General features: G+C 71.2%; 21 protein-coding genes. 7 read left to right on the top strand and 14 right to left on the bottom strand.

Features of this window, described 5'->3' with window-relative positions; all coding sequences use genetic code 11:
- Window position 1: 1 nt before the first annotated feature.
- The 3 genes from AC27LF_RS36815 to AC27LF_RS36825 all read left to right on the top strand — a co-directional run bounded on the left by AC27LF_RS36815 (window position 2) and on the right by AC27LF_RS36825 (window position 4326).
- Window positions 2-970 carry a carbohydrate ABC transporter permease gene (locus tag AC27LF_RS36815; RefSeq protein ID WP_479660667.1) on the top strand — a complete coding sequence of 323 codons (969 nt, stop codon included), beginning with the start codon at window positions 2-4 and terminating at the stop codon, window positions 968-970.
- Window positions 970-1782: a carbohydrate ABC transporter permease gene (locus AC27LF_RS36820; RefSeq protein WP_479660668.1), complete on the top strand. Its 813-nt coding sequence runs from the start codon at window positions 970-972 to the stop codon at window positions 1780-1782. Before AC27LF_RS36815 ends, AC27LF_RS36820 begins: the two co-directional genes overlap by 1 nt.
- Window positions 1783-1899: 117 nt before the next feature.
- Window positions 1900-4326: a beta-glucosidase family protein gene (locus AC27LF_RS36825; RefSeq protein WP_479660669.1), complete on the top strand. Its 2427-nt coding sequence runs from the start codon at window positions 1900-1902 to the stop codon at window positions 4324-4326.
- Window positions 4327-4637: 311 nt separating this feature from the next.
- On the opposite strand, the gene AC27LF_RS36830 is transcribed toward AC27LF_RS36825, so the two are convergent.
- The 7 genes from AC27LF_RS36830 to AC27LF_RS36860 form a co-directional block, all read right to left on the bottom strand.
- Window positions 4638-5729, bottom strand: a complete 1092-nt coding sequence (locus AC27LF_RS36830; protein WP_479660670.1) for an aminotransferase class I/II-fold pyridoxal phosphate-dependent enzyme — start codon at window positions 5727-5729, stop codon at window positions 4638-4640.
- Window positions 5726-7264, bottom strand: a complete 1539-nt coding sequence (gene hutH / locus AC27LF_RS36835) for a histidine ammonia-lyase (RefSeq protein ID WP_479660701.1) — start codon at window positions 7262-7264, stop codon at window positions 5726-5728. Before hutH ends, AC27LF_RS36830 begins: the two co-directional genes overlap by 4 nt.
- A 169-nt stretch (window positions 7265-7433) precedes the next feature.
- Window positions 7434-8636 carry an alpha-hydroxy acid oxidase gene (locus tag AC27LF_RS36840; protein WP_479660671.1) on the bottom strand — a complete coding sequence of 401 codons (1203 nt, stop codon included), beginning with the start codon at window positions 8634-8636 and terminating at the stop codon, window positions 7434-7436.
- A gap of 14 nt (window positions 8637-8650) precedes the next feature.
- On the bottom strand, window positions 8651-10117 hold the full coding sequence (locus tag AC27LF_RS36845) for a purine-cytosine permease family protein (protein WP_479660672.1): 1467 nt from the start codon (window positions 10115-10117) through the stop codon (window positions 8651-8653).
- Window positions 10118-10170: 53 nt separating this feature from the next.
- On the bottom strand, window positions 10171-11511 hold the full coding sequence (gene hisD / locus AC27LF_RS36850) for a histidinol dehydrogenase (RefSeq protein WP_479660673.1): 1341 nt from the start codon (window positions 11509-11511) through the stop codon (window positions 10171-10173).
- 174 nt (window positions 11512-11685) lie between these two features.
- Window positions 11686-12414, bottom strand: a complete 729-nt coding sequence (locus AC27LF_RS36855) for an SDR family NAD(P)-dependent oxidoreductase (RefSeq protein ID WP_479660674.1) — start codon at window positions 12412-12414, stop codon at window positions 11686-11688.
- Between the two features lies 1 nt (window position 12415).
- Complete coding sequence (locus AC27LF_RS36860) at window positions 12416-13471, bottom strand: zinc-dependent alcohol dehydrogenase (protein ID WP_479660675.1); 1056 nt, start codon at window positions 13469-13471, stop codon at window positions 12416-12418.
- A gap of 167 nt (window positions 13472-13638) precedes the next feature.
- Between AC27LF_RS36860 and AC27LF_RS36865 the strand changes: the two genes are divergently transcribed.
- Window positions 13639-14418, top strand: coding sequence for an IclR family transcriptional regulator (locus AC27LF_RS36865; protein ID WP_479660676.1), 780 nt, complete (start codon window positions 13639-13641; stop codon window positions 14416-14418).
- A 311-nt stretch (window positions 14419-14729) separates the two neighbouring features.
- Here AC27LF_RS36865 and AC27LF_RS36870 read toward each other — a convergent pair whose 3' ends face one another.
- From AC27LF_RS36870 to AC27LF_RS36900, 7 genes are all read right to left on the bottom strand, one after another.
- Window positions 14730-15353 (bottom strand): bifunctional 4-hydroxy-2-oxoglutarate aldolase/2-dehydro-3-deoxy-phosphogluconate aldolase, encoded by a 624-nt coding sequence (locus tag AC27LF_RS36870; RefSeq protein WP_479660677.1) that lies wholly within the window; start codon window positions 15351-15353, stop codon window positions 14730-14732.
- Window positions 15350-16102 carry an IclR family transcriptional regulator gene (locus AC27LF_RS36875; protein WP_479660678.1) on the bottom strand — a complete coding sequence of 251 codons (753 nt, stop codon included), beginning with the start codon at window positions 16100-16102 and terminating at the stop codon, window positions 15350-15352. The genes AC27LF_RS36870 and AC27LF_RS36875 overlap by 4 nt, the downstream gene beginning before the upstream one ends.
- Window positions 16103-16114: 12 nt before the next feature.
- Window positions 16115-17110: a sugar kinase gene (locus AC27LF_RS36880; RefSeq protein ID WP_479660679.1), complete on the bottom strand. Its 996-nt coding sequence runs from the start codon at window positions 17108-17110 to the stop codon at window positions 16115-16117.
- Complete coding sequence (locus AC27LF_RS36885; RefSeq protein WP_479660680.1) at window positions 17107-17238, bottom strand: hypothetical protein; 132 nt, start codon at window positions 17236-17238, stop codon at window positions 17107-17109. Before AC27LF_RS36885 ends, AC27LF_RS36880 begins: the two co-directional genes overlap by 4 nt.
- A 277-nt stretch (window positions 17239-17515) precedes the next feature.
- Window positions 17516-17962: a hypothetical protein gene (locus AC27LF_RS36890; protein WP_479660681.1), complete on the bottom strand. Its 447-nt coding sequence runs from the start codon at window positions 17960-17962 to the stop codon at window positions 17516-17518.
- A gap of 99 nt (window positions 17963-18061) precedes the next feature.
- Window positions 18062-18958, bottom strand: coding sequence for an N-acetylmuramic acid 6-phosphate etherase (murQ, locus tag AC27LF_RS36895; protein WP_479660682.1), 897 nt, complete (start codon window positions 18956-18958; stop codon window positions 18062-18064).
- A 48-nt stretch (window positions 18959-19006) separates the two neighbouring features.
- Window positions 19007-19951 carry a MurR/RpiR family transcriptional regulator gene (locus AC27LF_RS36900; RefSeq protein ID WP_479660683.1) on the bottom strand — a complete coding sequence of 315 codons (945 nt, stop codon included), beginning with the start codon at window positions 19949-19951 and terminating at the stop codon, window positions 19007-19009.
- 212 nt (window positions 19952-20163) lie between these two features.
- Here AC27LF_RS36900 and AC27LF_RS36905 point away from each other — a divergent pair, with 212 nt between their 5' ends.
- From AC27LF_RS36905 to AC27LF_RS36915, 3 genes are all read left to right on the top strand, one after another.
- Entirely contained in the window at window positions 20164-21153 is a 990-nt protein-coding gene (locus tag AC27LF_RS36905) for a BadF/BadG/BcrA/BcrD ATPase family protein (RefSeq protein ID WP_479660684.1), read from the top strand.
- A gap of 8 nt (window positions 21154-21161) precedes the next feature.
- Window positions 21162-22727: a sodium:solute symporter gene (locus AC27LF_RS36910; protein ID WP_479660685.1), complete on the top strand. Its 1566-nt coding sequence runs from the start codon at window positions 21162-21164 to the stop codon at window positions 22725-22727.
- Window positions 22728-22863: 136 nt separating this feature from the next.
- The gene (locus AC27LF_RS36915) at window positions 22864-24033 is read left to right on the top strand and encodes an anhydro-N-acetylmuramic acid kinase (RefSeq protein WP_479660686.1); all 1170 of its coding nucleotides are present in this window, start codon (window positions 22864-22866) and stop codon (window positions 24031-24033) included.
- Window positions 24034-24063: the final 30 nt, after the last annotated feature.

The raw sequence follows: 24063 nt of genomic DNA on the forward strand, positions 1-24063 counted from the left end.
GATGGTCACACTCAAGGAAGGAACCCCTGCGAAGGCCGCCATGTCCGACGCCGCCGCGGCCGGCCGTCATCCGCGCGGCGCGCGCGGCACCCGTCTCGCCTCCCCCCGGAGCCGCAGACGCCTGCTGGGACTCGCCTACCTCGCCCCCGCGTTGGTGATCTACGCGGTCGTCGTGCTGCTGCCCGCCGGCCAGGGACTGCAACTGTCCTTCTACCACTGGGACGGGGTCACCGCCGCCACCTGGGCCGGATTCGGCAACTACACCGGCTTCCTCACCGACGCCACGCTGCGCCAGGCGGTCACCCACACACTGTTCTTCATCCTGTTCTTCTCCATCCTGCCGATCATCCTGGGCATGGTCAGCGCCGCGCTGACCTCACGCAAGGACGTGCGCGGCGCCGGCGTCTACCGTTCGATCATCTTCCTTCCCCAGGTGCTCACCCCGGCCGTGGTCGCCGTCGTATGGAAACAGATCTACGCACCGGAAGGCCCTCTCAACTCCGTGCTCACCGCGTTCGGCCTCGGCGGGCTGACCCGCGGCTGGCTGGGCGACTTCACCTGGGCGCTGCCCGCCCTCGGCCTCGCCGGAACCTGGGCGGCGTACGGACTGTGCATGGTGCTGTTCGTCGCCGGAACCCAGAACATCCCCAGTGAGCTGTACGACGCCGCGCGCATGGACGGGGCCGGTCCGGTCCGGGAGTTCTTCACGGTCACCCTGCCGGGACTGCGGGGACAGCTCGCGGTGGTGCTCACCCTCACCCTGCTGGGCGCCATCCGGGTCTTCGACGTCGTCTGGCTCACCACCAAGGGCGGCCCGGGGACATCCACGATCACCCCCACCGTGGTCCTCTACCAGCGGGCCTTCACCAACCCGGACGTCGGGGCCGCCTGCGCCATCGGTGTCGTCCTGGCGCTGGTCTCGCTGATCGTGTCGCTCGTCGTAGTCAAGCTGTCCGAAGGAGACGACTGATGATCTCGAAGCGGGAGAAGGTCTTCAACTACACCTTCCTCACCCTGCTCGCCGTCGGCGTTCTCTTTCCGGTGGTGTGGATCCTCGGCGTCGCGGTGAGCCCCGACATCGCGGGGACGGTCGACCTCGGACACATGCAGTGGTCCAACTTCACCGAGGGCTGGCGGGAAGCCGGCTTCACCGGGTACCTGAAGTCGAGCCTGATCATCACCGGGACGGCGGTGTCCGTCTCGACCGTGCTGGCCATCCTCAGCGGCTACGCCTTCGGTGTGCTGGGCGTGGTGGGGGAGAAGATCCTCTTCCCGGTGCTGCTGTTCGGGATCATGATCCCGATGGAAGCGATCATCGTCCCCCTCTACTACGACTTCCAGTCCCAGGGACTGACCGACACCTACCAGGGCATCATCCTCGCCCATGTCGGTACGGGCGTGAGCTTCGGCGCGTTCTGGATGCGCGCGGCCTTCCGCGCGGTGCCGGCGAGCATCGGCGAGTCCGCCCAGATGGACGGCGCCAACAGCTGGACCATGCTGTGGCGGGTCTACCTGCCGATCGCCCGGCCCGCCATCCTCACCTTCGTACTGCTGAGTTTCATGTGGACCTGGAACGACTACTTCCTGTCCCTGATCCTCGTCTCCGATCCGGCCCGCCAGCCCATGACCCTCGGGCTCGGCGCCTTCTCCGGGCGCTACCTCGTCCACGTCAACCTGCTCGCGGCGGCGGCGGTCCTGATCTGCCTTCCCGTGGTGGTCCTCTACCTCTTCTTCCAGAGGCAGTTCATCCGCGGCATGCTCTCCGGCGCCGTCAAGGGATGACACACGACGGCGGACCGCCCTCGCGCACCCCGCACGACCCACACCCACCTTCACTGCTCTGTACGGAATGACTTCTGCATGAACACGGCCAACGACTTTCCCCGAGGAGAAGCCGCTGTGACCCAGGCACCCGGCGCGACGGAAGCGGCTGTCGAGACGGCTCTCGCCCACCTCGACCTGGACACCAAGACCCGGCTGCTGGCCGGGCAGGACCGGTGGTCGTTGCCGCCCGTCCCCGAGATCGGGCTGAAGTCCCTGGTCATGTCGGACGGCCCGATCGGTGTGCGAGGGGTGCGCTGGAGCGCGGACGACCCGTCCATCGCGCTGCCCTCGCCGACCGCGCTCGCCGCCACCTGGGACCCCGATCTGGCGCACCGCGCCGGTGTGCTGCTCGCCCAGGAGGCCCGCCGCAAGGGCGTCCACGTCCTGCTCGCCCCCACCGTCAACCTGCACCGCTCGCCGCTCGGCGGACGGCACTTCGAGTGCTACAGCGAAGACCCGTATCTCACCGGGGCGATCGGCTCCGGCTATGTCAACGGTGTGCAGTCCGGGGGCGTCGGCACCACGGTCAAGCACTTCGTGGCCAACGACGCCGAGACCGAGCGCTTCACGGTCGACAACCTCGTCTCCGCGCGCGCCCTGCGCGAGCTGTATCTGGCCCCCTTCGAGGCGATCGTCGAGAACGCCCACCCGTGGGGCATCATGACCGCCTACAACTCGGTCAACGGCACGACGATGAGCGAACACCACTACCTGGTCAACGAGGTCCTGCGCGGCGAATGGGGCTTCGACGGCTTCAACGTCTCCGACTGGACGGCGGCCCGGTCGACGGTCGACGCCATCAACGGCGGCCTCGACGTGGCCATGCCCGGACCGCGCACCGTCTACGGCGCGGCCCTCGCCCAGGCGGTCAGGGACGGCAAGGCCGACGAGGCCACCGTCGACGAGGCCGTACGCAACGTCCTGCGGCTGGCCGTCCGCGTCGGCGCCCTTGAGACCGGCGAGCCGGCCGTCACCGAACTGCCGGAGACCGTCGACGGCGTCGCACTGGCACGGGAGATCGCCCGGCGCTCCTTCGTCCTCGTCAAGAACGACAACGACACCCTTCCCCTGCGGCCGGGTGGCACGGTCGCCCTGATCGGCGCCGCGGCCCGCGACGCCCGCGTCCTCGGCGGCGGCTCCGCCACCGTCTTCCCGGACCGGATCGTCTCCCCGCTCGACGGCCTCACCGCAGCCCTCCCCGAGGGCACGCTCAGCTACGCGGTCGGAGCGGACCCCAACACCGAACTGGCCACCGCCGACAGGGGTTTCACCCTGCGCGCCGTGTGCCGCGGCGCCGACGGCACGGTCCTCGCCACCTCGGACATCCCCAACGGGCAGATCCACTGGTCGTTCGCGGACCTCCCGGAGGGCGTCTCGTTCGACAACCTCCACAGCGTCGAACTGACCGGGCCCTTCACACCGCGCCACACCGGCCTGCACACCCTCGGCATCAAGGGAGCGGGCGCCTTCCGGCTCGCCGTCGACGGGGTCACGTACTACGACGGTGTCCAGGCGCACGACGAGGGCGACCCCTTCGAGGGCTTCTTCAGCTCTCCCGTACCCCGCGCCCGGCTGGAACTCGCCGCGGGAGAAACCGTCGACGTCAGCCTGACACATGTCGTCGCGCGCGACGAGGACTCCCTCAGGGAGGACATCACGATCACCCTGGCCCACCAGGAGCCGCAGCGTGACGCGGACGAGCTGATCGCCGAGGCGGTCGAAGCGGCCCGCGCCGCCGACACCGCCGTCGTCGTGGTCGCCACCACCGATCGCGTCGAGTCGGAGGGCTTCGACCGCACCGACCTGGATCTGCCGGGCCGCCAGGACGACCTGGTCCGCGCCGTCGTGGCCGCCAACCCCCGCACGGTCGTGGTCGTCAACTCCGGCTCCCCGGTGGAGATGCCCTGGCGGAACGAGGTCGCCGCCGTCCTGCTCAGCTGGTTCCCCGGTCAGGAGGGCGGCGCCGCCCTCGCCGACGTCCTCACCGGCACCCACGAGCCCGGCGGGCGCCTCCCCACCACCTGGGGCTCCCTCACCGACGCCCCGGTCTCCCAGGTCGTCCCCGACAACGGCGAACTGCCCTACAGCGAGGGCGTGTTCATCGGCTACCGGGCATGGGACAAGGCCGGCCGCGCCCCCTCGTACCCCTTCGGCCACGGCCTCGGCTACACCGACTGGACCTACAAGTCCGCAGAGGTGTCCGGCACGGTCGCCAAGGTCCGGGTGCGCAACAGCGGCGACCGGCCGGGCCGGGAGATCGTGCAGCTCTATCTGGCCCCGGCCGAGCGCTCCTCGGACCGCCCCGCGCGGTGGCTCGCCGGCTTCGCCGTGGTGGAGGCCGGGCCGGGCGAGACCGTCGAGGCCGTCATCGACATCCCCCGCCGCGCCTTCGAGGTCTGGGACGAGGCGACCGGCTCATGGGCCTTCGTCAAGGGCGCGTACAACATCCATGTCGGCCGCTCGATCGCCGACCGCAGGATCACCGCCGCGGTCCACGTCTGACCCCGGGCGAGACTCCCGCGGGCCCCGGTTCGGCACCTGACACCCGAACCGGGGCCCGCGGGTTCAACCAACCGATGAGCGTGGCGACGTGTCGTCGTGCGGGCGGCGTCGCAGGGGCCGAGGGACGCGGGTTCAACGAACCGATGACCGTGGCGATGTGTCGTTGTGCGGCCGGTGTCGCGGGAGCCGAGGGACGCGGGTTCAATGAACCGATGAGCGTGGCGATGTGTCGTTGTGCGGGCGGTGTCGCGGGAGCCGAGGGACGCGGGCGCGGTGGCCGCCGTCGCGACGCCCCCGTCCCCCGCGCGGTGTCACTGCGCCACGGACGCGGCCCGGTGGCCGCACTCGTCCACGGCGGCCAGGACGGCGGCCTCCGCCTGAGGGCAGCCCACCGTGACACGTACGCCCTCGCCTGCGAAGGCACGCACGGACACGCCGCGTCGCACACAGGCCGCCTGAAGGGCCTCGGCCCCGTCCCCGACGGGAAGCCAGACGAAGTTCGCGCGGGAGTCAGGGGTGAACAGGCCCCGTTCGCCGAGCGCCCGGCGGAACGTCTCGCGGCTCTCGGTCACCGTGTCCACGATGTGCCGGGTGTGTTCCCGGTCCGACCAGGCCGCGAGCGCCGCCGCCTCGGCCACGGCACTCAGACCGAACGGCGGCGCCGTCGCCCGCACCACCCGCATCACCTCGGGCGAGCCGATGGCGTAGCCGGCCCGCAGGCCCGCCAGCCCGTAAGCCTTGGAGAAGGTCCGGAAGACGATCACATTGGGGCGCTCCGCGACCAGGGCCGCCACATCCGGCTCCGTCCGGTCGAACTCCTGATAGGCCCGGTCCAGCAGGACGAGCACTTGGCCGGGGACGGCATCGATCAGCGCCCGCAGCCGCCGCGGCGGCAGCGCCGTCCCGGTCGGGTTGTTCGGATCGCAGATCAGCATCGCGGAGGTCCGCGGGGTGAGGGCGGCGAGCATGGCCCGCTCGTCGTGACGGTACTCGTGGTCCAGGGCCACGGGGACGGCCTGTGCGTCGGCGATGCCGATGAGGATCGGGTACGCCTCGTAGCTGCGCCAGGCGTGGATCACCTCGGTGCCGGGTCCGGTGAACGCGGTCAGTGCCAGTTGCAGCAGGGCGAGCGAGCCGCCGCCCACGACCACCTGGTCCTCGCGCACCCCGATACGCTCGCTGATCGCGGCGATCAGGTCGTCGCCCGCCGGTGACGGGTACAGATGGGCGTGCGCCGCGGCCCGTGCGACGGCCGCACGGATGGCCGGTGAAGGAGCCACGGTCGACTCGTTGGACGAGGCACGCCAGCGTACCGAGGCGCTGCCGGCGGCGCGGGAGTACACCGGCAGGGCGGCGATGCGGGGACGCGGGGTGGGCGTTGCCGCCGTCGGTCGGGTGGTCACTTCAGTTCTCCAGTGACGTTCTGCGCGGCGGTCAGCAGGTCCCCGCCGGCTGCCAGGGCCACCGTCTGCTCGATCTCCGGTGACAGGAAACGATCGGGGCCCGGCCCGGGCACCCGGGTACGGACGAGATCGCGGACGGCCGCGGTGGCCGGCGCCGGTCGCAGCGGAGCCCGCAGGTCAAGGGCCCGGGCCGCGGTGAGCACTTCGATGGCCAGGACCCGTGTCAGCCCGTCGACGGCCCGGCGCAGCTTGCGGGCCGCCGACCATCCCATGGACACGTGGTCCTCCTGCATCGCCGACGAGGGGATCGAGTCCACGGCGGCGGGCACCGCGAGGCGCTTGAGTTCGGAGACGACGGCGGCCTGGGTGTACTGGGCGATCATGTGGCCGGAGTCCACGCCGGGATCGTCGGCCAGGAAGGGCGGCAGGCCGTGGCTGCGTGCGGGGTCGAGCATCCGGTCGGTGCGGCGCTCGCTGATGCTTGCCAGGTCCGCGACGGCGATCGCGGCGAAGTCCAGGACGTAGGCCACCGGGGCGCCGTGGAAGTTGCCGTTGGACTCCACCCGTCCGTCGGGGGTCACCACGGGGTTGTCGACGGCGGACGCCAACTCCCGCTCGGCAACGGTACGGGCGTGCGCGAGGGTGTCGCGGACGGCTCCCGCGACCTGCGGGGCGCAGCGCAGCGAGTAGGCGTCCTGGACGATCGTGCACGTGTCCGTGCGATGGCTGGCCACGATGCCGGAACCGGCGAGCAGGGCCAGCATGTTGGCCGCCGATGCCGCCTGCCCGGGATGCGGGCGCAGCGCCTGCAGGTCCGCGGCGAAGACCCGGTCGGTGCCCAGCAGCGCCTCCACGCTCATCGCCGCCGCGATGTCGGCCAGGCGCACCAGTGCGTCCACGTCCTCAAGCGCCAGTACGAGTTGACCGAGCATCCCGTCGGTGCCGTTGATGAGGGCCAGGCCCTCCTTCTCGCGCAGGCGCAGCGGGCGCAGCCCGGCTGCTTCCAGCGCCTGCGCGGCCGGTATGCGCCGGCCGCTGTGGTCTTCGACGACTCCTTCGCCGGTGAGCGCGAGCGCGACGTGTGCCAGCGGCGCCAGGTCTCCGGAACACCCCAGGCTGCCGTACTCGTGGACGACGGGGGTGATCCCCGCGCGGAGCATGGCCGCATACGCCTCGGCGACCTCGACCCGCACCCCCGTGCGGCCGGTGGCCAGGGTGGACAGGCGCAGCAGCATCAGCGCGCGCACCACCTCCCGCTCCACCTGGGGACCCGAACCGGCCGCGTGCGAGCGGACCAGACTGCGCTGCAACTGTCCCCGCAGGGGCGCGGGGATGTGCCGGGTGGCCAGTGCCCCGAACCCCGTGGAGACCCCGTAGACGGGGTCGGCCAGGTTCGCGAGGTCTTCGACGCGCTGCCTGCTGGCGGCCATCGCGTCCCTGGCCTCCTGCGACAGGCGGACGGCGGCACCTGCTCGGGCCACGGCCAGCACTTCGGAAGCGGACACCGGCCCCACACCCACGACCACGGTGGGCACGTCCGTCCGCGCCGGACCTGTCGTCATCTCGGCTGTACTCATCACACCTTTTCCATCGGTCTCGTATCTCAGATTCAAGTCTCGAAGTGGTCGCGGGCGTCGCCTCGGGAGTCCGGGGGCGGGCCGCCCGGTGTCCGTGCCGGGCGGTGCCGTCCGTGCCGGGCGGGTGTCAGTCGCGCACGACCAGGGAGCGCCCTTCGTGGCGCAGTTGGTCGACCGAGGTCACGCCCAGCAGCTGCATCGTGCGGCGCAGTTGGCCGGTGAGGAGCTTCAGGAGCCGGGTGACCCCTTCCTGGCCGCCTGCCGCCAGGGCCCACAGGTAGGGGCGCCCGATGAGACAGGCGTCGGCGCCCAGGGCCAGTGCGGTGGCGATGTCCGCGCCGTGCCGGACGCCCGAGTCGACCAGGACCGAGAAGTCCGCGCCCACCGCCGAGCGGACCGGGGCGACCAGGTCGATGGGGGCGATGGCACGGTCGAGCTGGCGCCCGCCGTGGTTGGACAGGTGGACGCCGTCCACTCCGAGGTCCTTGGCCCGCACCGCGTCCGGCGCGCTGATGGGGCCCTTGACGACCAGCTTGCCCGGCCACTGGTCGCGGATGCGCGCCACGTCGTCCCAGGTGACGGCCGGGTCGAACTGGCTGGTGATGTTCTCGATGGTGTACCCGGACGCACCGTCGGAGCCGCCGGAGCCGACATTGGCGAACCGCAGGGCCGGATGGCGCAGCATGCTCGTCCAGTAGCGCGGACGCGTGCCGATGTCCACGAGGCCGGCCAGGGTGAGGGCCGGCGGGATCGTGAGCCCGTTGCGCACATCGCGTACCCGGAAGCCGGACACGGCGGTGTCCACCGCGATCTCCAGGACCGAGTAGCCGGCCTGGGCGGCCCGCTGCACCAGCAGCTCGGTCAGCCTGCGGTCCTTCCACACGTACAGCTGGAACCAGCGCTCCGCCTCGGGTGCCGCCGCCGCGACGTCCTCCAACGACGTGGTCGCCATGGTGGACAGCACATAGGGAAGGCCCGCCGAAGCGGCCGCGGCGACCACCGCGGGTTCCCCGAGGGGGGAGATCATGCGGGTGTACCCGGTCGGCGCAAGACCGAGCGGTGCCGAGACCGCCAGGCCGAGGATCTTGGTGCTGAGGTCGGGGTCCGAGACGTCGGTCAATGAGCGCGGCACGAACCGCCAGCGGCGGAACGCGTCGACGTTCGCACGCAGACTCGTCTCCTCGTCGGCGCCCCCGTCGACGTAGTCGAAGACGGAGCGCGGCAGCGCCCTGCGGGCCAGCAGCCGGAAGTCCTCCGTGGTGTGCGCGGCCGCCAGTCGGCGCCGGCGCCGGTTGAGATCGATCGGCTTGAGCTGGATGAGCTCGCGCACTTCATGGATTCGCACTAGCTGTTCGCCTCGCCTCGTACCGACTCGATCACACTCATCCCGCCGCCGCGGCTGCGGTCCGCCCCGGCGGGCACCGGCACATCCCCCTCGGTGGCGATGTGGCCGCGCCGCACGGGTGCCGTCTTCATGATGAGCAGGTAGAGACCGCCGCTGACGAAGATGCCCACGATCCAGGAGATGTCCGCTCCGCCCAGCGGCGCGACGAGGGGACCGACGTAGAAGGCGGAGCTGACGAAGGGCAGTTCTATGGCGATGCCCGCGACATAGGCGGTCATCGCCCGCCAGTCCACCCCGCCGTAGCGGCCGTCGCGTTCGAAGATGTCGTCGATCGCGTACCGCTCCCTGCGGACCAGGTAGAAGTCGACCAGGTTGATCGACGTCCAGGGGATGAGGAAGTAGGCCAGCAGGAGAATGAAGTTGGTGAAGTTGTCCAGGAAGTTGCTGCGGCCCGTGATGGCGAGGACGGTGCCGACGGCCGCGGACGCGAGGATGGTCAGCGTACGCACCGTGACATTGACCGGGCCCTTCACGAAGACCGTGAACGTGGTCGTTGCGGACATGAACATGCCGTACAGATTCAGGGCGTTCACGACGATGTTGCCCACGATGATGACCAGGAAGAACGCCCATGTGGCGGTGCCCGCCTGACCGACGATGAAGTCCACCGAGCCGCCGGCGAACGCCTTCGCGGCGGCGGCGGTCGCGACGGCACCGAAGGCGAACATCCAGCTGGAGGCGAGGACCGTACCGGCGTAGGTGTACCAGAACGAGGCACGTACGGGTGTGTCGGCCGGCAGATATCTGGAGTAGTCCGCCACGTACGGGGCGTACGTCAGCTGCCAGGTGGCGGCGATGGACGTCGCCAGCAGGAACGTTCCCCAGCTGAAACCGCTCCCGCTCCAGCCGCCGAGGCCCACGTGCCGTACGAGCTGCACGGACAGGAAGACAAACGCGACACCGCTGAGTACCGACAGCCATTTCTCGGTCGCGTGCAGCAGACGGTAGCCGTACAGGGCCAGCACGGCGGTGACCGCGTTGGCCGCGACGATGCTGAGATCCACCGGCAGCCCCAGCCAGCTGCTGATGGCCTGCCCGGTCAGTACGGCGCTGCTGGCGAAGTACCCGACGTACATCAACAGGACGAGCAGCAGCGGCAGGACCGCGCCCAGGTAGCCGAACTGGGCGCGGCTCTGGATCATCTGCGGGATGCCGAGGCGGGGACCCTGGGCGGAGTGCAGCGCCATGAAGACCGCACCGACGAGATTGCCGACGACGATCGCCAGCAGGGCCCAGGGCAGCGGAAGACCTACCGCCACCGTGATGGCGCCGGCGGCGATCGCGGTCACCTGCAGATTGCCGCCGAACCAGAGCGTGAACAGGCTGCGCACGCTGCCGTGACGCTCACTGTGCGGGATGAAGTCGATGGAGCGTTGCTCGACGCTCGTGAGGGAGTTTGCGCTCATGTCGGTGTCTCCAAGGGCTGCGCCGGCCAGGTGCCTTGAGCCGGCCGAGGGCATCAGTTCTCAAGACGCGCTCGTACCGAGTTGGCGTGGGCGGGGAAGCCCTCGTGCTCACAGAACGCGAAGACCGTCTGTGACGTGGCCTCAAGGGCCCTGTGGTCGGCCTTGGCGACGGCCGTCCACTTGCGGAAGGCGTTGGCGGTGACACCGCTGGTGACCTTCGCGTATCCGCTGGTCGGCAGGGCCGCCGGACAGCCGATCACGAAGTTGGCCATGGAGACCGTGGTGTTCTGTCCCAGAAGGATCTCACCGGCGTCGACGACCTGGTCCAGCACGTGCTGCTCGTCGCGGGCGACGATCTGCATGTGTTCGGGTGCGAAGGCGTTGGCCACCTCGGCCGCCTCGGCGAGATCCCGGGTGAGGACCACGCCACCGTTGCGCCCCAGAGCGGTGCGGGCGTAGCCGCGCCGCGGCTCGGGCAGCTCCCGCAACTGGGCGGCCAGTTCGACCTGCACCTTCTCCAGCAGCTGTGGACTGTCGGTGACCAGGACACTGGTGGAGTCCGGGCCGTGCTCCGCCTCGTTGAGCAGGTCAGCGGCCAGCAGCCGGGGGTCCGCGGAATCGTCGGACAGGACCAGGCTCTCGCTGGGACCGAGCAGCATGACACCGGCGGTCCCGAACCGCTGCACCTCGATCTGCGCGCAGGTGACCGGCGGGCTGCCCGGGCCGCAGAGCTTGCGCACGGCCGGTACCGTCTCGGTCCCGAAGGCGAGGGCGGCGACGCCCGCCGGGCCGTTGGCACGGAAGACCTGGTGGATGCCCAGTTCGTCCGCGGCCACCAGCACGGCCGGGTCCACCTTGCCGCCCGAGCCGGGCACCGGCGGGACGATCACGGCGATCTGGGGCACACCCGCGACGACGGCCGGCACGGCGAGCTGGATGAGCACCGAGGGGTAGGAACCCTTGCCGCTGGGGACGAAGAGGCCCGCGCTGGCGATCGGGCTGACCTTCTCGCCGACCCGCAGTCCCGGAGCGGTCTCGAAGCTCCAGTCCCCGTGCGCCGTCAGCTGTTCGTTGAAGCGACGCACATGGGCGATGCTGTCCCGGATCGCGGCGAGCAGTTCCCCGCTCACCTCCTCGCGGGCAGCGGCGAACTCGCCCTCGGTGACCTTGATTCGGTCCGCGGTGATGGTGCACTTGTCGAACTTCTCCAGGGCACGCAGCAAAGCGGCGTCACCGTGCGCACGCACATCCTCGATGATCTCCAGGACACCCGCGCGCAGGGACGGATCGAAGATCGCGGCGGTGCCGCGGGTCAGCAGATCGGCCCGGGCCCCGGCGTCGAGTTCGTGCCAGTACCCGCGTTCACGCAGGACCGTGGTCGTGGTGTCCGACATCGCATCCGCTCCTTGTCTCGGTCTGTCTCGGTCTGTCTGGTCTGTCTCGGCTGTCTCGTTCGGCTCGGTCGGCTGGGCTGTCTCGGCCTCAAGACAGCTGTCTCGCTCGGTAGTTGGGGACTGCCACCTCCCATGAGAAGTGGCGGATGAGTCGGGTACGACGGTGGCGGACGCCTACAGGGATCGGCCCCCGTCGAGGGTGACGACTCCGCCGGTCATGAAGGAGGCATGGGGACCGAGCAGGAACTCCACCGTGGCACCTGCTTCGCCCAGGTTCCCGAAGCGCCCTGCGGGAATGTGCCTCAGCAGTTCGGCGGCCGTCTGTTCGTCGCTGAGGTACTGACGCGTCATACGGGAGGGGAAGTACCCCGGGCACAGGGCGATCACGGACAGCCCTTCGCCGCTCCATTCCAGCGCCAGCGACTTGGCGAGGGCCACGGCCGCGGCCTTGCTGACGTTGTAGTCGGCGAAGCCGGCCTCGGGACGCTGTGCGTTGACCGAGGCGTTGATGACGAGGTTTCCGGGGCGTGCCAGGTGCCGGTACGCGGTACGGCACACCCTGAACGCGCCGAGCGTATTGACGTCGAGCACCTGCTGGAAGTGCCGGGCGCTGAGTTCGGCGGCGGGCTTTCCCTCGCCGTCGATGCCCGCGTTGGCGAACACCCCGTCGAGTCCGCCCAGGGACTCCACCGCTTCGAGGACCGCCGCGTCCACGGCGGCCTCATCGCGTACGTCGCACACACTGCCGCCGACGGCGGCGCCGGCTGCGACGGCGGCGGTGACGCCTGCCGGGCTGGTTCCCGTGATCCACACGTCCGCGCCCGCGGCCGTCAGGTGTGCGGCGCAGGCCCTGCCGATGCCGCTGGTGCCTCCGGTGATCACATACCGTCGTCCCCGGGTCATGTCAGGACCTCCGCCGCTGTACGGACGGTGTGCGCTCCGGGGCCGGGTGTGCGGGTGTGTGCGGGTCGCAGGACACGATGACCTTTCCGGCGGTGCGCTGGACGCCTTCGGCGAGGAATGCCGGCAGGTCGGCCAGCGGGACCCGGTGCGTGACGAGCGTGCCGTAGGAGCCGGGATCGGCGGCCAGGGCGTCCAGGGCCCGGTGCAGATGTGAGGTGTCGAACCCGACGCTACCGGTGATGCTGACCGACTGCTCGACGATCGCGGACGGGGTGACGGGTGTGGGCTTCGAGGAGAGCGCCACAAGCAGAGCCGTTCCGCCGGAGGTGACCGAGGACAGCGCGTCCGACAGGCTCCCCGGGTAGCCGGCGGCGTCGATGACCAGGTCGAACCTGGCCGGCCCCGCGTCCTTTCCCGGCAGGTCGGACATGGCCGCCGCGGCCGGGACCCCTCGTACGGCGGCGAGGCGGGAGCGTGCCGGCGAGGGTTCCACGACGGCGACGGGTGCCTCGGGCCAGCGGCGCGCGACCTCGGTGTGGCAGAACGCGCCGATCGGGCCGTACCCGACGATCAGCACCGACCGCGGAGGCTGGTGCACACGGTCCAGCGCGGATGTGGTCACGGCCAGCGGCTCGGCCAGGACGGCCACGGACAGGTCGAGCCCCGCGGGCACGGGATGAATCATGTGAGCGGGCACCGTCAGACGATCGGCATAGCCGCCGGGCCTGCGTTCCCCGAGCCAGGCCATGGCGGTGCACAACCGCGCGGCACGGCCGCAGCCGTCACACTCACCGCACGGGATGCGCGAGTCCACCACCACGGGCATGCCTTCGGTCAGCCCGGGAGTCCGGGAGGTCGCGATCCAGCCCGCCACCTCGTGGCCGAGCGTGGCCGGCCAGTACTCGACCCAGTCCCCGGTCCGCATGACGTGCAGGTCCGATCCGCAGACACCCGCCCAGGCGACCTGAACGACCACGTCGCCCGGATCGGGGGCGACCGGGGGCCGCTCGGCGACGGTCAGCGCGAGATCTTGATCCATCAGCAATGCTCGTGTCATTGCGGGTACCCTTGCCCTGTCTCGTATCTAAGACTAGAGTCTCGACTTGTCCCGAACCATACGACAGGGTGCGCCCGTACGGAAGACCTCGGCCGTCGGTTGTCCGGCCCGACATGTGCCGGGCGCCGGCTGCCCCTGGCGGGCCGCGATGAGTTAGGTGGTGCTTGGTGTCGAGCAGCAAAGTGAAGTCCGCCGAGCGTGTCATGGCGGTCCTGGATCTGCTGAGCCGGCGGGTCACGCCGCTGTCCGCGCTGGAGATCGCCGCGGCGCTTGACCTGCCGAAGAGCACCACGCATCATCTGCTCAACGTCATGCGCGACATGAGTTATGTGGCGTACTGGCCCGATCGCCGGGTGTGGTCCCTCGGGATCAGCGCGCTTGAGATCGGTGCCGCCTATCTGCGCACCGGACACCTCCAGTACGAAGGGCAGCGTCATCTCAGCGCGTTGACGGCACGGACCGGGCAGACCAGCCATCTGGCGGTCCTTCAGGGAACCGATGTGCTCTACCTGGACAAGCGGGAGCCGCAGGGATCGGGCATACGTCTCGTCACCGACGTGGGGACCCGGCTGCCGGCCCACCTCACCGCTGTCGGGCGCTCCATCCTGGCCTTCCTGGACCACAGCGAGCTGCGTGCACGGTTCGCCGAGTACAACTGGCCGCAGCGTACGGACGTCAAAGTCGACTCCTTCGAGCAGTTGACTTCTTTGCTCGCCGACGTGCGTACGGCGGGCTATGCCGTGGAGGTCGGGTCCACCACATCGGGTATCGAGTGCGTCGCGGCGCCCGTGCGGACCGGCGACGGAAGCGCGGTCGCGGCCATCGGGGTCGCCACGGTGGCCGGCACCCAGAGCCTTTCGCTCGACCAGCTCGCCGCCGAGGTCCGGGCGGTGGCACGCCGGTTCTCCGCCGAACTGGGACACACGCAGAGGGAATCGGCGGACTGAGTCACGGGCGCGCCCATGGCTCCGGCCCTCCCGCGAGGACGTGGAGCCGTACGGCGACCCGTGCCGCACCGGACACGTGTCGCGGGGGGAGGCGGTGGAGAGCGTCGGGGCGCGACAGGTCCTCGTCGTCGACAGCCGCGGCGGCATCTGCGCCGCGTCGGCCGGCGACATGCTGGCGACCAGGGTCATGCAGCGCGGCCCCGTGGCCGCCGAGGGGCCGGACGAAGAACGCCACGGCGAACACGGCGAACGTCCCGCACGCGGGCAGGCGGGGTGTGTTGCGAGCGGAGCGGATGCTGGGGCGCGGGGTGTCAGCGCACGGGGCTCACCGCCTCCCGCAGCCGGGGCAGGGCGGCAGGGTCGGCCAGTGCCGAGCCCACGGCGACGGCGGCGCATCCGGCCGACAGGAATGCGGCGGCGTTGTCCGCGCTGATTCCGCCGGTGGCGACGAAGTGGGCGTCGGGGAAGGGCGCGAGCTGAGCGGTGACCCAGTCCGGTCCGAGCTGCCGGGCGGGGAACGCCTTCAGCCAGGTGTGGCCCATGGCCAGGGCGGCCGCGATGTCGGTGGCGGTGGCGACGCCCGGCAGATGGGGAAGGCCGGCCTGCGCGGAAGCCTCGATGACTTCGGGGTGCAGGCCCGGGGCCACGGTGAAGGCCGCGCCGATGTCCATGACCGCCCGCACCCGCTCGGCGCTGGTGACCGTACCGGCTCCGACGTGTCTGCCGCGGGCGCGGGCGGCTTTGACCGCCGCCCTCAGCGAGGGGAGGGCGGACGGGGACTGGACGGGTATCTCGACGAGGTCCACGCCGAAATCCCAGGCGTGCTCGCACAGTTCGACGGTGGTGTCCGGGTCCTGACCGCGGAAGATGCCGATGACGGGCATTGCGGCCAGGTGCTGCGCGAAGAAGGCGTCACTGCGGTCGGCGGCGGTCATGAAGTGTTTCCTTTCCAGCCCAGCTTGGAGCTGATCTGTTGGGCGGCCTTGCGGAAATCATCGAGACGGGCGCGGAGTTCGGCGAGCGGGGCGACCGCGGACAGGGCGGTGACGGAGATGCCGTGGGTCGCCTTTCCCCGGGCGTCGAAGACGGGGACGGCGATGCAGTTGATGTAGCCCTCGTGCTCTCCGTCGTCCTCGGCCCAGCCACGGTCGCGGGTCTGGCGCAGATCCTCCTCCAGAGACTCGCGGCTGGTGCGCGTGGTGTCGGTGAAGCGTTCGAACGTGGCCTGGCCGAGGATGCGCTCCCGGGTGGTCGCATCCTGGTAGGCGGTGATCACCTTGGCCACGGCCGCCGTGTGGATCTGTGCCGGAAGACCGATGCGCGAGCCCATGGCGACGCTGCCCCTGCCGTCGATCTTGTCGACGTAGATGATGCGGTCGCCGACGCGTTCGCCGAGGTGGACGGTGTGGCCGTGGCGGTCGGCCAGCTCTTGCAGCACGGGGTGGGCGAGGGACCGGGCCTCGACCTGGTCGAGGGCGAGCTGGCCGTACGCGATCAGCTGGAAGCCCATCGCGTAGTGGCCGCCGGCGTCCTTGCGGACGAATCCCGCTTCCTCAAGGGTCTGCAGGAGCCGCAGAGCCGTCGACTTGTGCACACCGACGTGTTCGGCCACCTCGTTGAGGGAGCGCGGCTGCCTGGAGACGAAGCCGATGATGTCGATGGCGCGGGCGACGGTTTGCGACATGGATGCGAGTCCTTAAGTGCTGTCCTGGGATACGCGGTTGGCCTCGTCCTCCAGCAAGGCGGTCACTTCCCCCGCCGGTGGGAGCGGCACCAGGTCGGACGCGGAGGCGAGGACCTGCGCGGCGGCGTAGTGTCCGAGCCGCAGACGCAGGGTGTCATGCCGCCCGCTGAGCCATCCACTCAGCCAGCCGGCGGCGAAGGCGTCCCCGGCCCCGACCGGGTCGACGACGTCGACCCGCCGGGAGGGCACACGGGTGGTGCTGGTGCCGGTGAAGGAGACCGCCTCGACGGCGGCGTCCTTCACGACGAGATGCTCCGGATGGTCGATCAGTGCCCGCACACTCTCCGCGTCGGTGGTGCCCCAGAGCGCGGCGGCCTCGTCGCGTCCGACGAAGACGACGTCGCTGTGCTGGGCGAGATCGAGCAGTGTCTCGGCGGCCCGCTCACGGGGATGTGCGGTGTCGCCCGCGCGCTCCCACAACACCGGCCGGTGGTTGACGTCGAAGCTGATCGGGGTGTCCCCCCAGGGACGGTCGAGCACGATGTGGCGGGTGAGCTGGGCGCAGGCCGGGGACAGGGCGGGCAGCACGCCGGACAGGTGCACGAGACGCGGGCTCACCCGGTACCAGGCCGCGGAGTCCGCGATGCTCATGCCGGCGGCCGCCGAGCCGTTGCGGTAGTAGGCGACTTCCGTGCCGTGAGGTGTGGGGTCCTTGAAGTAGACGGCGGTGGGCCGGTCGGGGTCACGGCGTACGAGCGATGTGTCCACTCCGTGTCCGGACAGCGCGGTGATGACGATGTCGCCCAGCCGGTCGGCGCCCAGCGCGCCGGCCCAGTGTGTGCGGTGGCCCAGTTCGGCGAGGGTCGCGGCGACGTTGGACTCGGCGCCGCCGGGCCGCAGGACGAAGCTGGACTCCGCGTCGAGACGGCCGCCGTCCTGTGGGGTGACCATCACCATGGTCTCGCCGATGGTGAGGACGTCGGTGGCGATCCGGTGGGTGCGGTTCATCCGCGCTCCGTTTCTGCCGTGCGGACCACGTTGCGCGGCGGCAGCCGCGCGGCCAGGCGCCCGAGGCTGTCCGCGACTTCCAGGGCGCGGTCGCGGTGCCGGTTCGCCGGGTCCGGGTGAACTCCCATTCGGATCGTGTTGCAATATTTGCAACGCTGTCGCAGCATATGCAAAAACTAGGTGGCTTCTGCTGACCATGTCAACGGCCCGGCCCCGTGAATCCGGCACATGCCCGCACCGGCGGCCCGCCGCGCGCACCACCACGAGCGCCTCGACGTCAGGGACGGCCGCTTGATCATCCCGAACCGAGGGGGACTCGGGCTGTCGCTCAGCGAACAGGCCGCCGCCTGGACTCGGGAATCGCAGACATCCGGCAGCCGCTCCCGAGGCACGCCCCGGCGCAGTTCACACTCCCGGGTCGGGGTCCTGGGCGAGCGGGGGTAGGCCGTGGGCGGCGCGGACGCGGTCGGCGAAGCCGGGGTCGGCGAGGGGGACACCATGGGCGGTGAGGAGGGTGAACAGGTCCGCGAGCCGCCGCGGTTCGGTGCCCCGTAGCCGATGGCCGGGGGCGAGGCCGAGGACGCCGACCACCGGGCCGCGGCCGGCGGAGGGTGTCGTGGCCAGGCGCAGACGCGTCGTGAGGCGGGCCGCGTCCGAATCGGGGTCCTCGCCGAAGGTCATGTCCCGGCCCGTGCTGTCGTGCCGGCGGCAGTGGCGCCGCAGCAGTGCCCTGGAGAGGGTGAGGCCCCGGCTGTCGGCGCGCACCCAGAAGATGCCGGGTGCGGGCAGCGCCACGACGGGGACGACCGCGGCGACGATCAGCAGGCTGGGACCGACGCCCGGTCGGTCCACGCCTTGAGCCTTGACGTCACCGCTCCTCCCCGCTTCCACGGCTGTCGTGTCACAGATCCACAACAGCCGCGCCGGACCCGCGATGCGGCTCGCCGCGGGTCATGGGCGGCCGATGGCGGTGCGTGTGTCGCCGTGCGCCAGGTCCAGGCGCCGGGCGGCCTCCTCGGCGGTGCAGTGGGCGAGCAGCATGACGATGGCCGTCTTGGCGTGCCCGCCGGCAGCCCGCAGGGCCTCGGCGGCGATGTCGGCGTCGGCCCCGGTGGCCTCGACGACGATGCGACGGGCCCGGTCGACGAGCTTTTCGTTGCTGGCCCTGACGTCGACCATGAGATTTCCGTAGACCTTGCCGACCCGCACCATCGACGCGGTCGAGAGCATGTTGCAGACCATCTTCTCGGCGGTGCCGCCCTTGAGCCGGGTCGACCCGGTGAGCACTTCGGGTCCGGTGGGTACCTCGATGGGGATGTCGGCGTAGCGGCTGACCACCGCGTCGCGGTTGCAGGCGACCGACACGGTGACGGCGCCCCTGGCGGCGGCGTGCTTCAGGCCACCGACGACATAGGGAGTACGGCCGCTGGCGGCGAGCCCGACGACCGTGTCGTCGTCGTTCACCCCGATCATTTCGAGGTCGTCGACCGCCCTCGCGGGTTCGTCCTCGGCTCCCTCGACCGCCACGATGAAGGCGCCGGGGCCACCGGAGAGCAGGCCCACGACCTGCTCGGGGGAGGTGCCGAAGGTCGGCGGGCACTCGACGGCGTCGAGCAGTCCGATGCGGCCGCTGGTGCCGGCGCCCAGGTAGATGAGCCGTCCGCCCCGCCGCAGGGACTCGGTGACCGCCTCGACGGCCGCCCCGATCTGCGGGAGGGCGTCGCGGACGGCGAGGGCGACGGTCTGGTCCTCGGCGTTCATGACCGAGAGCAGTTCCAGGACCGGCATGCGGTCCAGTTCTGTGGTCCGCTCGTTGCGGGCCTCGGTGCCGAGTGTGCTCAGGTCCACGGCGCGGGCATCCTTTCGGGGGGCGGTGTCGGGTGGGCGGAACGGGTGTCAGTCGTCGGCAGGTGTGCGGCGCGCCTGGGGGCGACGGCGACGCTGGACGGCCCCGTAGGTCTTCTCCAGGGCCGTGGTCGTGGCGTCGAAGGACCGCTGCGCGACGCCGACGAACAGGCAGTCGATCAGCGCGAGCTGGGCGATGCGGCTGACGGTGGCCCCGGAGCGGAAGGGTGTCTCGCGGGCGAAGGTCGTCAGGACGAGTTCCGCGCTCTGCGCGAGGGTGGAGCGCGGCACGTTGGTGAGGGCGATGGTGGTGGCGCCGCGTTCGCCGGCCGCCCGGAGGGGTTCGACCGTGTCCTCGGTCTCCCCGGAGTGGGAGATGGCCAGGGCGACGTCGCCGGGCCCGAGGAGGGCCGTCGCGGTCAGGGCGGCGTGCCGGTCGGTCCAGACGAAGGCCATGTGTCCGATGCGGTGCAGTTTCTGGTGCAGGTCCTGGCCGACGAACGCGCTGGCGCCGACGCCGAATATGTCGATGCGGCGGGCGGCGGCCACCGCGGTGACGGCGCGGCCCAGCGCCTCGGTGTCGAGTCCGGCCCCGGTGTCCTCCAGGGCGCGCACCTCGTTGTAGATGATCTTGCGGACGATGTCGCCGAGTGTGTCGGTGGCGCTGATGTCGGTGCCCGGTACGGGCCTGCTGCCGCCGAGCGCGTGCTCGCGGGCCGCCGCGGCGGCCAGGGAGAGGCGCAGCTGCGGGTAGTTGGGGATTCCCACGGTCCGGCAGAAGCGCATCACCGTGGCCACCGAGGTCGCGGCCCGCTTGCCGAGCGCGCTGATGGACAGCTCCGCCGCCTGGGCCGGATCGGCCAGGACGATGTCGGCCACCCGTCGTTCGGCAGGGGCCAGGGACGGCAGTGCCGCACGGATGCGCGCCAGGGTCTCCGCGGGGGAGGTGTCCTCCGCGGGCTGGGTGGCGGTGCGAGGTGTTTCCCGGCGGGCCATGGGTCGTTCCCTCCTGAGTGGCTGGGGCACACGCTAACCGCGCCGCGCCGGGACGTCAAAAAGTTACGGATAAAAACTCGCAAGGTTAGTTATTGACATGTGGAGGTCGGCCTTCTGATACTCGCTGGACCGCGATCCGCGCCGGTCACCGGTCCCCGTCCGTTCCGTGACCGTCCGATGCGATGGATCCCCACCGACCGAAGGCATGCCGTATGACAGCAGCAGTAGCGGTAGATGTGGGCAAGACCGGCTGCCGTGCCGCCCTGTGGGCCGACGGCGCCGTTCGCGCCCGTACCGCCGAGGAGGTGCACGGAGCTCCTGGGCTCGCCGCCGAGAACGGAGTGGCGCTGGCCCGTGCCGCCGTGCGCGCCGCCGTCCTGCCGCTGCTGGAACGGGAGCCCGCGCTCCGGCCCGCCACGGTCTGTGTCGGTGCGGCGGGGGCGGCCACCGCACCGGAGGCGGCCCGCGCCCTGGCCGTCCGGCTCCTTGAGGACCTGCCCGTGGACGAGGTGGCCGTCACCAGCGACGCGATCACCGCCCACGCGGGCGCCCTGGGCGGTGGCACCGGCGTGGTGCTCGCGATCGGCACCGGCTCCGTCGCCATCGGCATCGGGGACGACGGGGCCTACGCCCGTGTCGACGGCTGGGGCCCCTGGCTCGGAGACGAGGGCGGCGGCGCCTGGATCGGTGCCGCCGGCCTGCGGGCCGCGCTGCGCGCCCACGACGGGCGCGGACCGGACACCGCGTTGCTGGCCGCCGCCGTCCAGCGCTTCGGCGAGGCGGACCGGCTGCCCTCGGCCATCAGCTGGGACGGCAACCAGGCCCGCGCCATCGCGGCCTTCGCACCGGACGTGGCACGGGCGGCAGCCGCGGGTGACGCGACGGCCTCCGCGATCCTGCGGGACGCCGCCGCAACGCTCGCCGAGACCGTACGCGCCGCCGCCCGCCGAACCGGCGGTGACGCCGTCACCGTCACCGGTGGGCTCACCGGCCTCGGCGAACCGCTCCTCGGTCCGCTGCGCTCGGCGCTCACCGGCTCCCCGCGCCCCCTGCGGCTCCAGACCCCGCTCGGGGACCCGCTGGACGGCGCGGGACTGCTGGCGCTGGACGCGTCGGCACCCCACGAACCCCACATCGCCCGGGTACGGCGGGCGACCCCCCTCGTCCCCACCCTGCCGTCGACACCGTCGGCCCCTGTTTAGGAGAGAGCGTGCGCCAACTCGACCTCGTGGTGGTCGTCGTCTATCTGGTCGCCATCGCGGTGATCGGACTGCGGCTGGCCGGCCGGCAGAAGACGGCGAAGGACTATTTCGTCGGTGAGAGCCACATGCCGTGGTGGACGGTGTCGTTCTCCGTGGTGGCCACCGAGACCAGTGTGCTCACGGTCATCAGCGTGCCCGGCGGCGCCTACAGCGGCCAGGCCTTCGGCAACGTCGAACTCGCCCTGGGCTACGTCATCGGCCGCGTCGTCGTGGCCACCGTGCTCATCCCCCTCTACAAGCGCGGCGGGTTCGTCAGCGCCTACCAGTACCTGCGGGACAGATTCGGGCTCAAGATGCAGGGGCTCGCCTCGGTGACCTTCGTCTTCACCCGGCTGCTGGCCGAGGGGGTGCGGCTGTTCGCCTCCGCGATCCCGATCAAGCTGCTGCTCGACGAGTTCGGAGTGCACGCCGGCTACCGGGTCATCATCGTCGTCCTCACGCTGATCACCGTCGTCTACACCTACCTCGGCGGCATCAAGGCCGTCATCTGGACCGACGCCATCCAGATGGGTCTGTACCTGGGCGGGGCGATCCTCGCCATCGCGGTGCTCTCCAGCCACGTCGGCGGTGCCGGCTTCGCGGACGCCCTGCACACCGGACACTTCCGGCTGTTCGACACCGACTTCGGGCTCGCCCACATCCTCACCAGCCCGTTCGCATTGCCGACCGCGATCATCGGCGGTGCCATCTTCGCGATGGCCAGCCACGGCTCCGACCAGCTGATCGTCCAGCGCATCCTGGCCACCCGGACACTGCGCGACGGCCAGAAGGCCATGATCGCCTCCGGAATCTTCGTCACCGTACAGTTCGCCGCGTTCTCCCTGGTCGGTGCCCTGCTGTGGTCGTACAACCAGGGCCGGAGCTTCAAGGACCTGGGCCTGGCCAGCTCCGACAACCTCTACCCGGACTTCATCCTGCACGGCCTGCCCGTGGTGATCTCGGGCCTGCTCGTGGCCGGCATCCTCGGCGCGGCGATGGGCTCGCTGTCCTCGGCGCTGAACTCGATGTCGAACTCGACGGTCGCCGACATCATCCACAGCTTCTTCCGCGGCACGCCGTCGGAGGAGTTCCTGCTCAGACTCGCCCGGGTGATGACCCTGGTCTGGGCCGTGCTGATGGCGGTGTTCGCCTGCGCCTTCAGCACCAGCACCGGCAACGTCTACCTCACGGGCCTGACCATCGCCGGCTACACCTACGGCGCGCTCCTCGGCGCTTTCCTCCTCGGACGGCTCGTCAGACGCGCGAACGAGGTCGACTCCGTCGTGGCGTTCGTGGTGACCATCGCGGTCATGACCTACATCGTGCGCGAGGTGAAGATCGACGTCACCGTGGCCGGGGCCACCGTACCCACCGCGATCGCCGCCCAGTGGCTGGTCCCGATCGGCGTGGTGATCACCCTGGTCGTCGGCGGTGTGATGAGCCTGTTCCACCGCGCCCCCGAGGCCGCCGAGGCCCCTGAGGGCGATGGCGGGTCCGGACCCGGCCGCGCGGCGGCGGCCGTCGGCACCGAGTGACGAGACACGCAGCCGACCCGGTGCGGGGGCTCTTCGGCCCCCGCACCCCCGTCAAGCGACAGCACCCCCGGGGAGAAGCCATGCAGCAACCGCAGCCGACCCCGCCCGCGCGGCGGACCGTGGACCAGGAGGCACCGTGCGTGTGATCGGCCTGATGTCGGGCACCTCCTACGACGCCATCGAAGCAGCCGCCGCCGACCTCACCCTGCACGGCGACGCCCTGCACCTGCGGCCCCTCGGCCACCTCTCCCGGCCCTACCCCGGCGACCTGCGCGATCTGATCGCCGCCACCCTCCCGCCGGCGGCCACCACCACCGCGGCCGTGTGCGCCCTGGACACCGGCATCGGCCAGGCCTTCGCCGATGCCGCCCACGACGCCCTGCGCGAACTGTGCGACGGCACCGCCGACCTGGTCGTCTCGCACGGCCAGACCATGCACCACTGGGTGGAGGACGGCATCGTGCGCGGCACCCTCCAACTCGGCCAGCCGGCCTGGATCGCCGAAGCGACCGGCCTTCCCGTCGTCTCCGACCTGCGCAGCCGGGACGTCGCCGCCGGCGGCCAGGGCGCCCCACTGGTCGCCATGACCGACACCCTGCTGCTGCGCGCCCTGCCCGGCACCCCCGCCGCACTCAACCTGGGCGGCATCGCCAATGTCACCGTCGTCGCCCCCGGCGCCGACCCGCTGGCCTTCGACACGGGGCCGGCGAACGCTCTCCTGGACGCCGCCGTACGGCAGTTCACCGCGGGCGCCGCCGCCTACGACGAGGACGGCCGCAGGGCCGCCGCCGGCCGCACCGACCCCGACCTGCTCGCCTTCCTGCTGGACGACCCCTACTACCGCAGGCCCGCGCCCAAGAGCACCGGCAAGGAGCACTTCCACCTGCCCTATCTGCAAAGGGCCCTCGACGCCGTGCCCACGCCCCGCCCCGACGACGTGCTGGCCACCCTGACCCGGCTCACCGCCGTCACCGTCGCGGACGCCTGCCGCACGCACGGCGTCACCGACCTCGTCGTCTCCGGCGGCGGCGCCCGCAACCCGGTACTGATGCGCATGATCACCGAGGAACTGCCGGGCGTGCCGGTCCGCCCCAGCGACGCCCTGGGCCTGCCCTGTGACGCCAAGGAGGCCCTGGCCTTCGCCGTGCTCGGCTTCCTCACCGTCAACGGCCTGCCCGGTACGTTCCCCTCGGGCACCGGAGCCCGCCGCGCCACCCTCCTCGGCAGCATCACCCCCGGCCTGCTGCCGCTGCGGCTGGGTGAACCCGCCGCACAGCCGCCGCGCCTGCTGCACATCACGCACTGACCCCCATCCCGATCCCGGCATCGAGGACCC

This window comes from Streptomyces diversicolor, assembly GCF_057537855.1.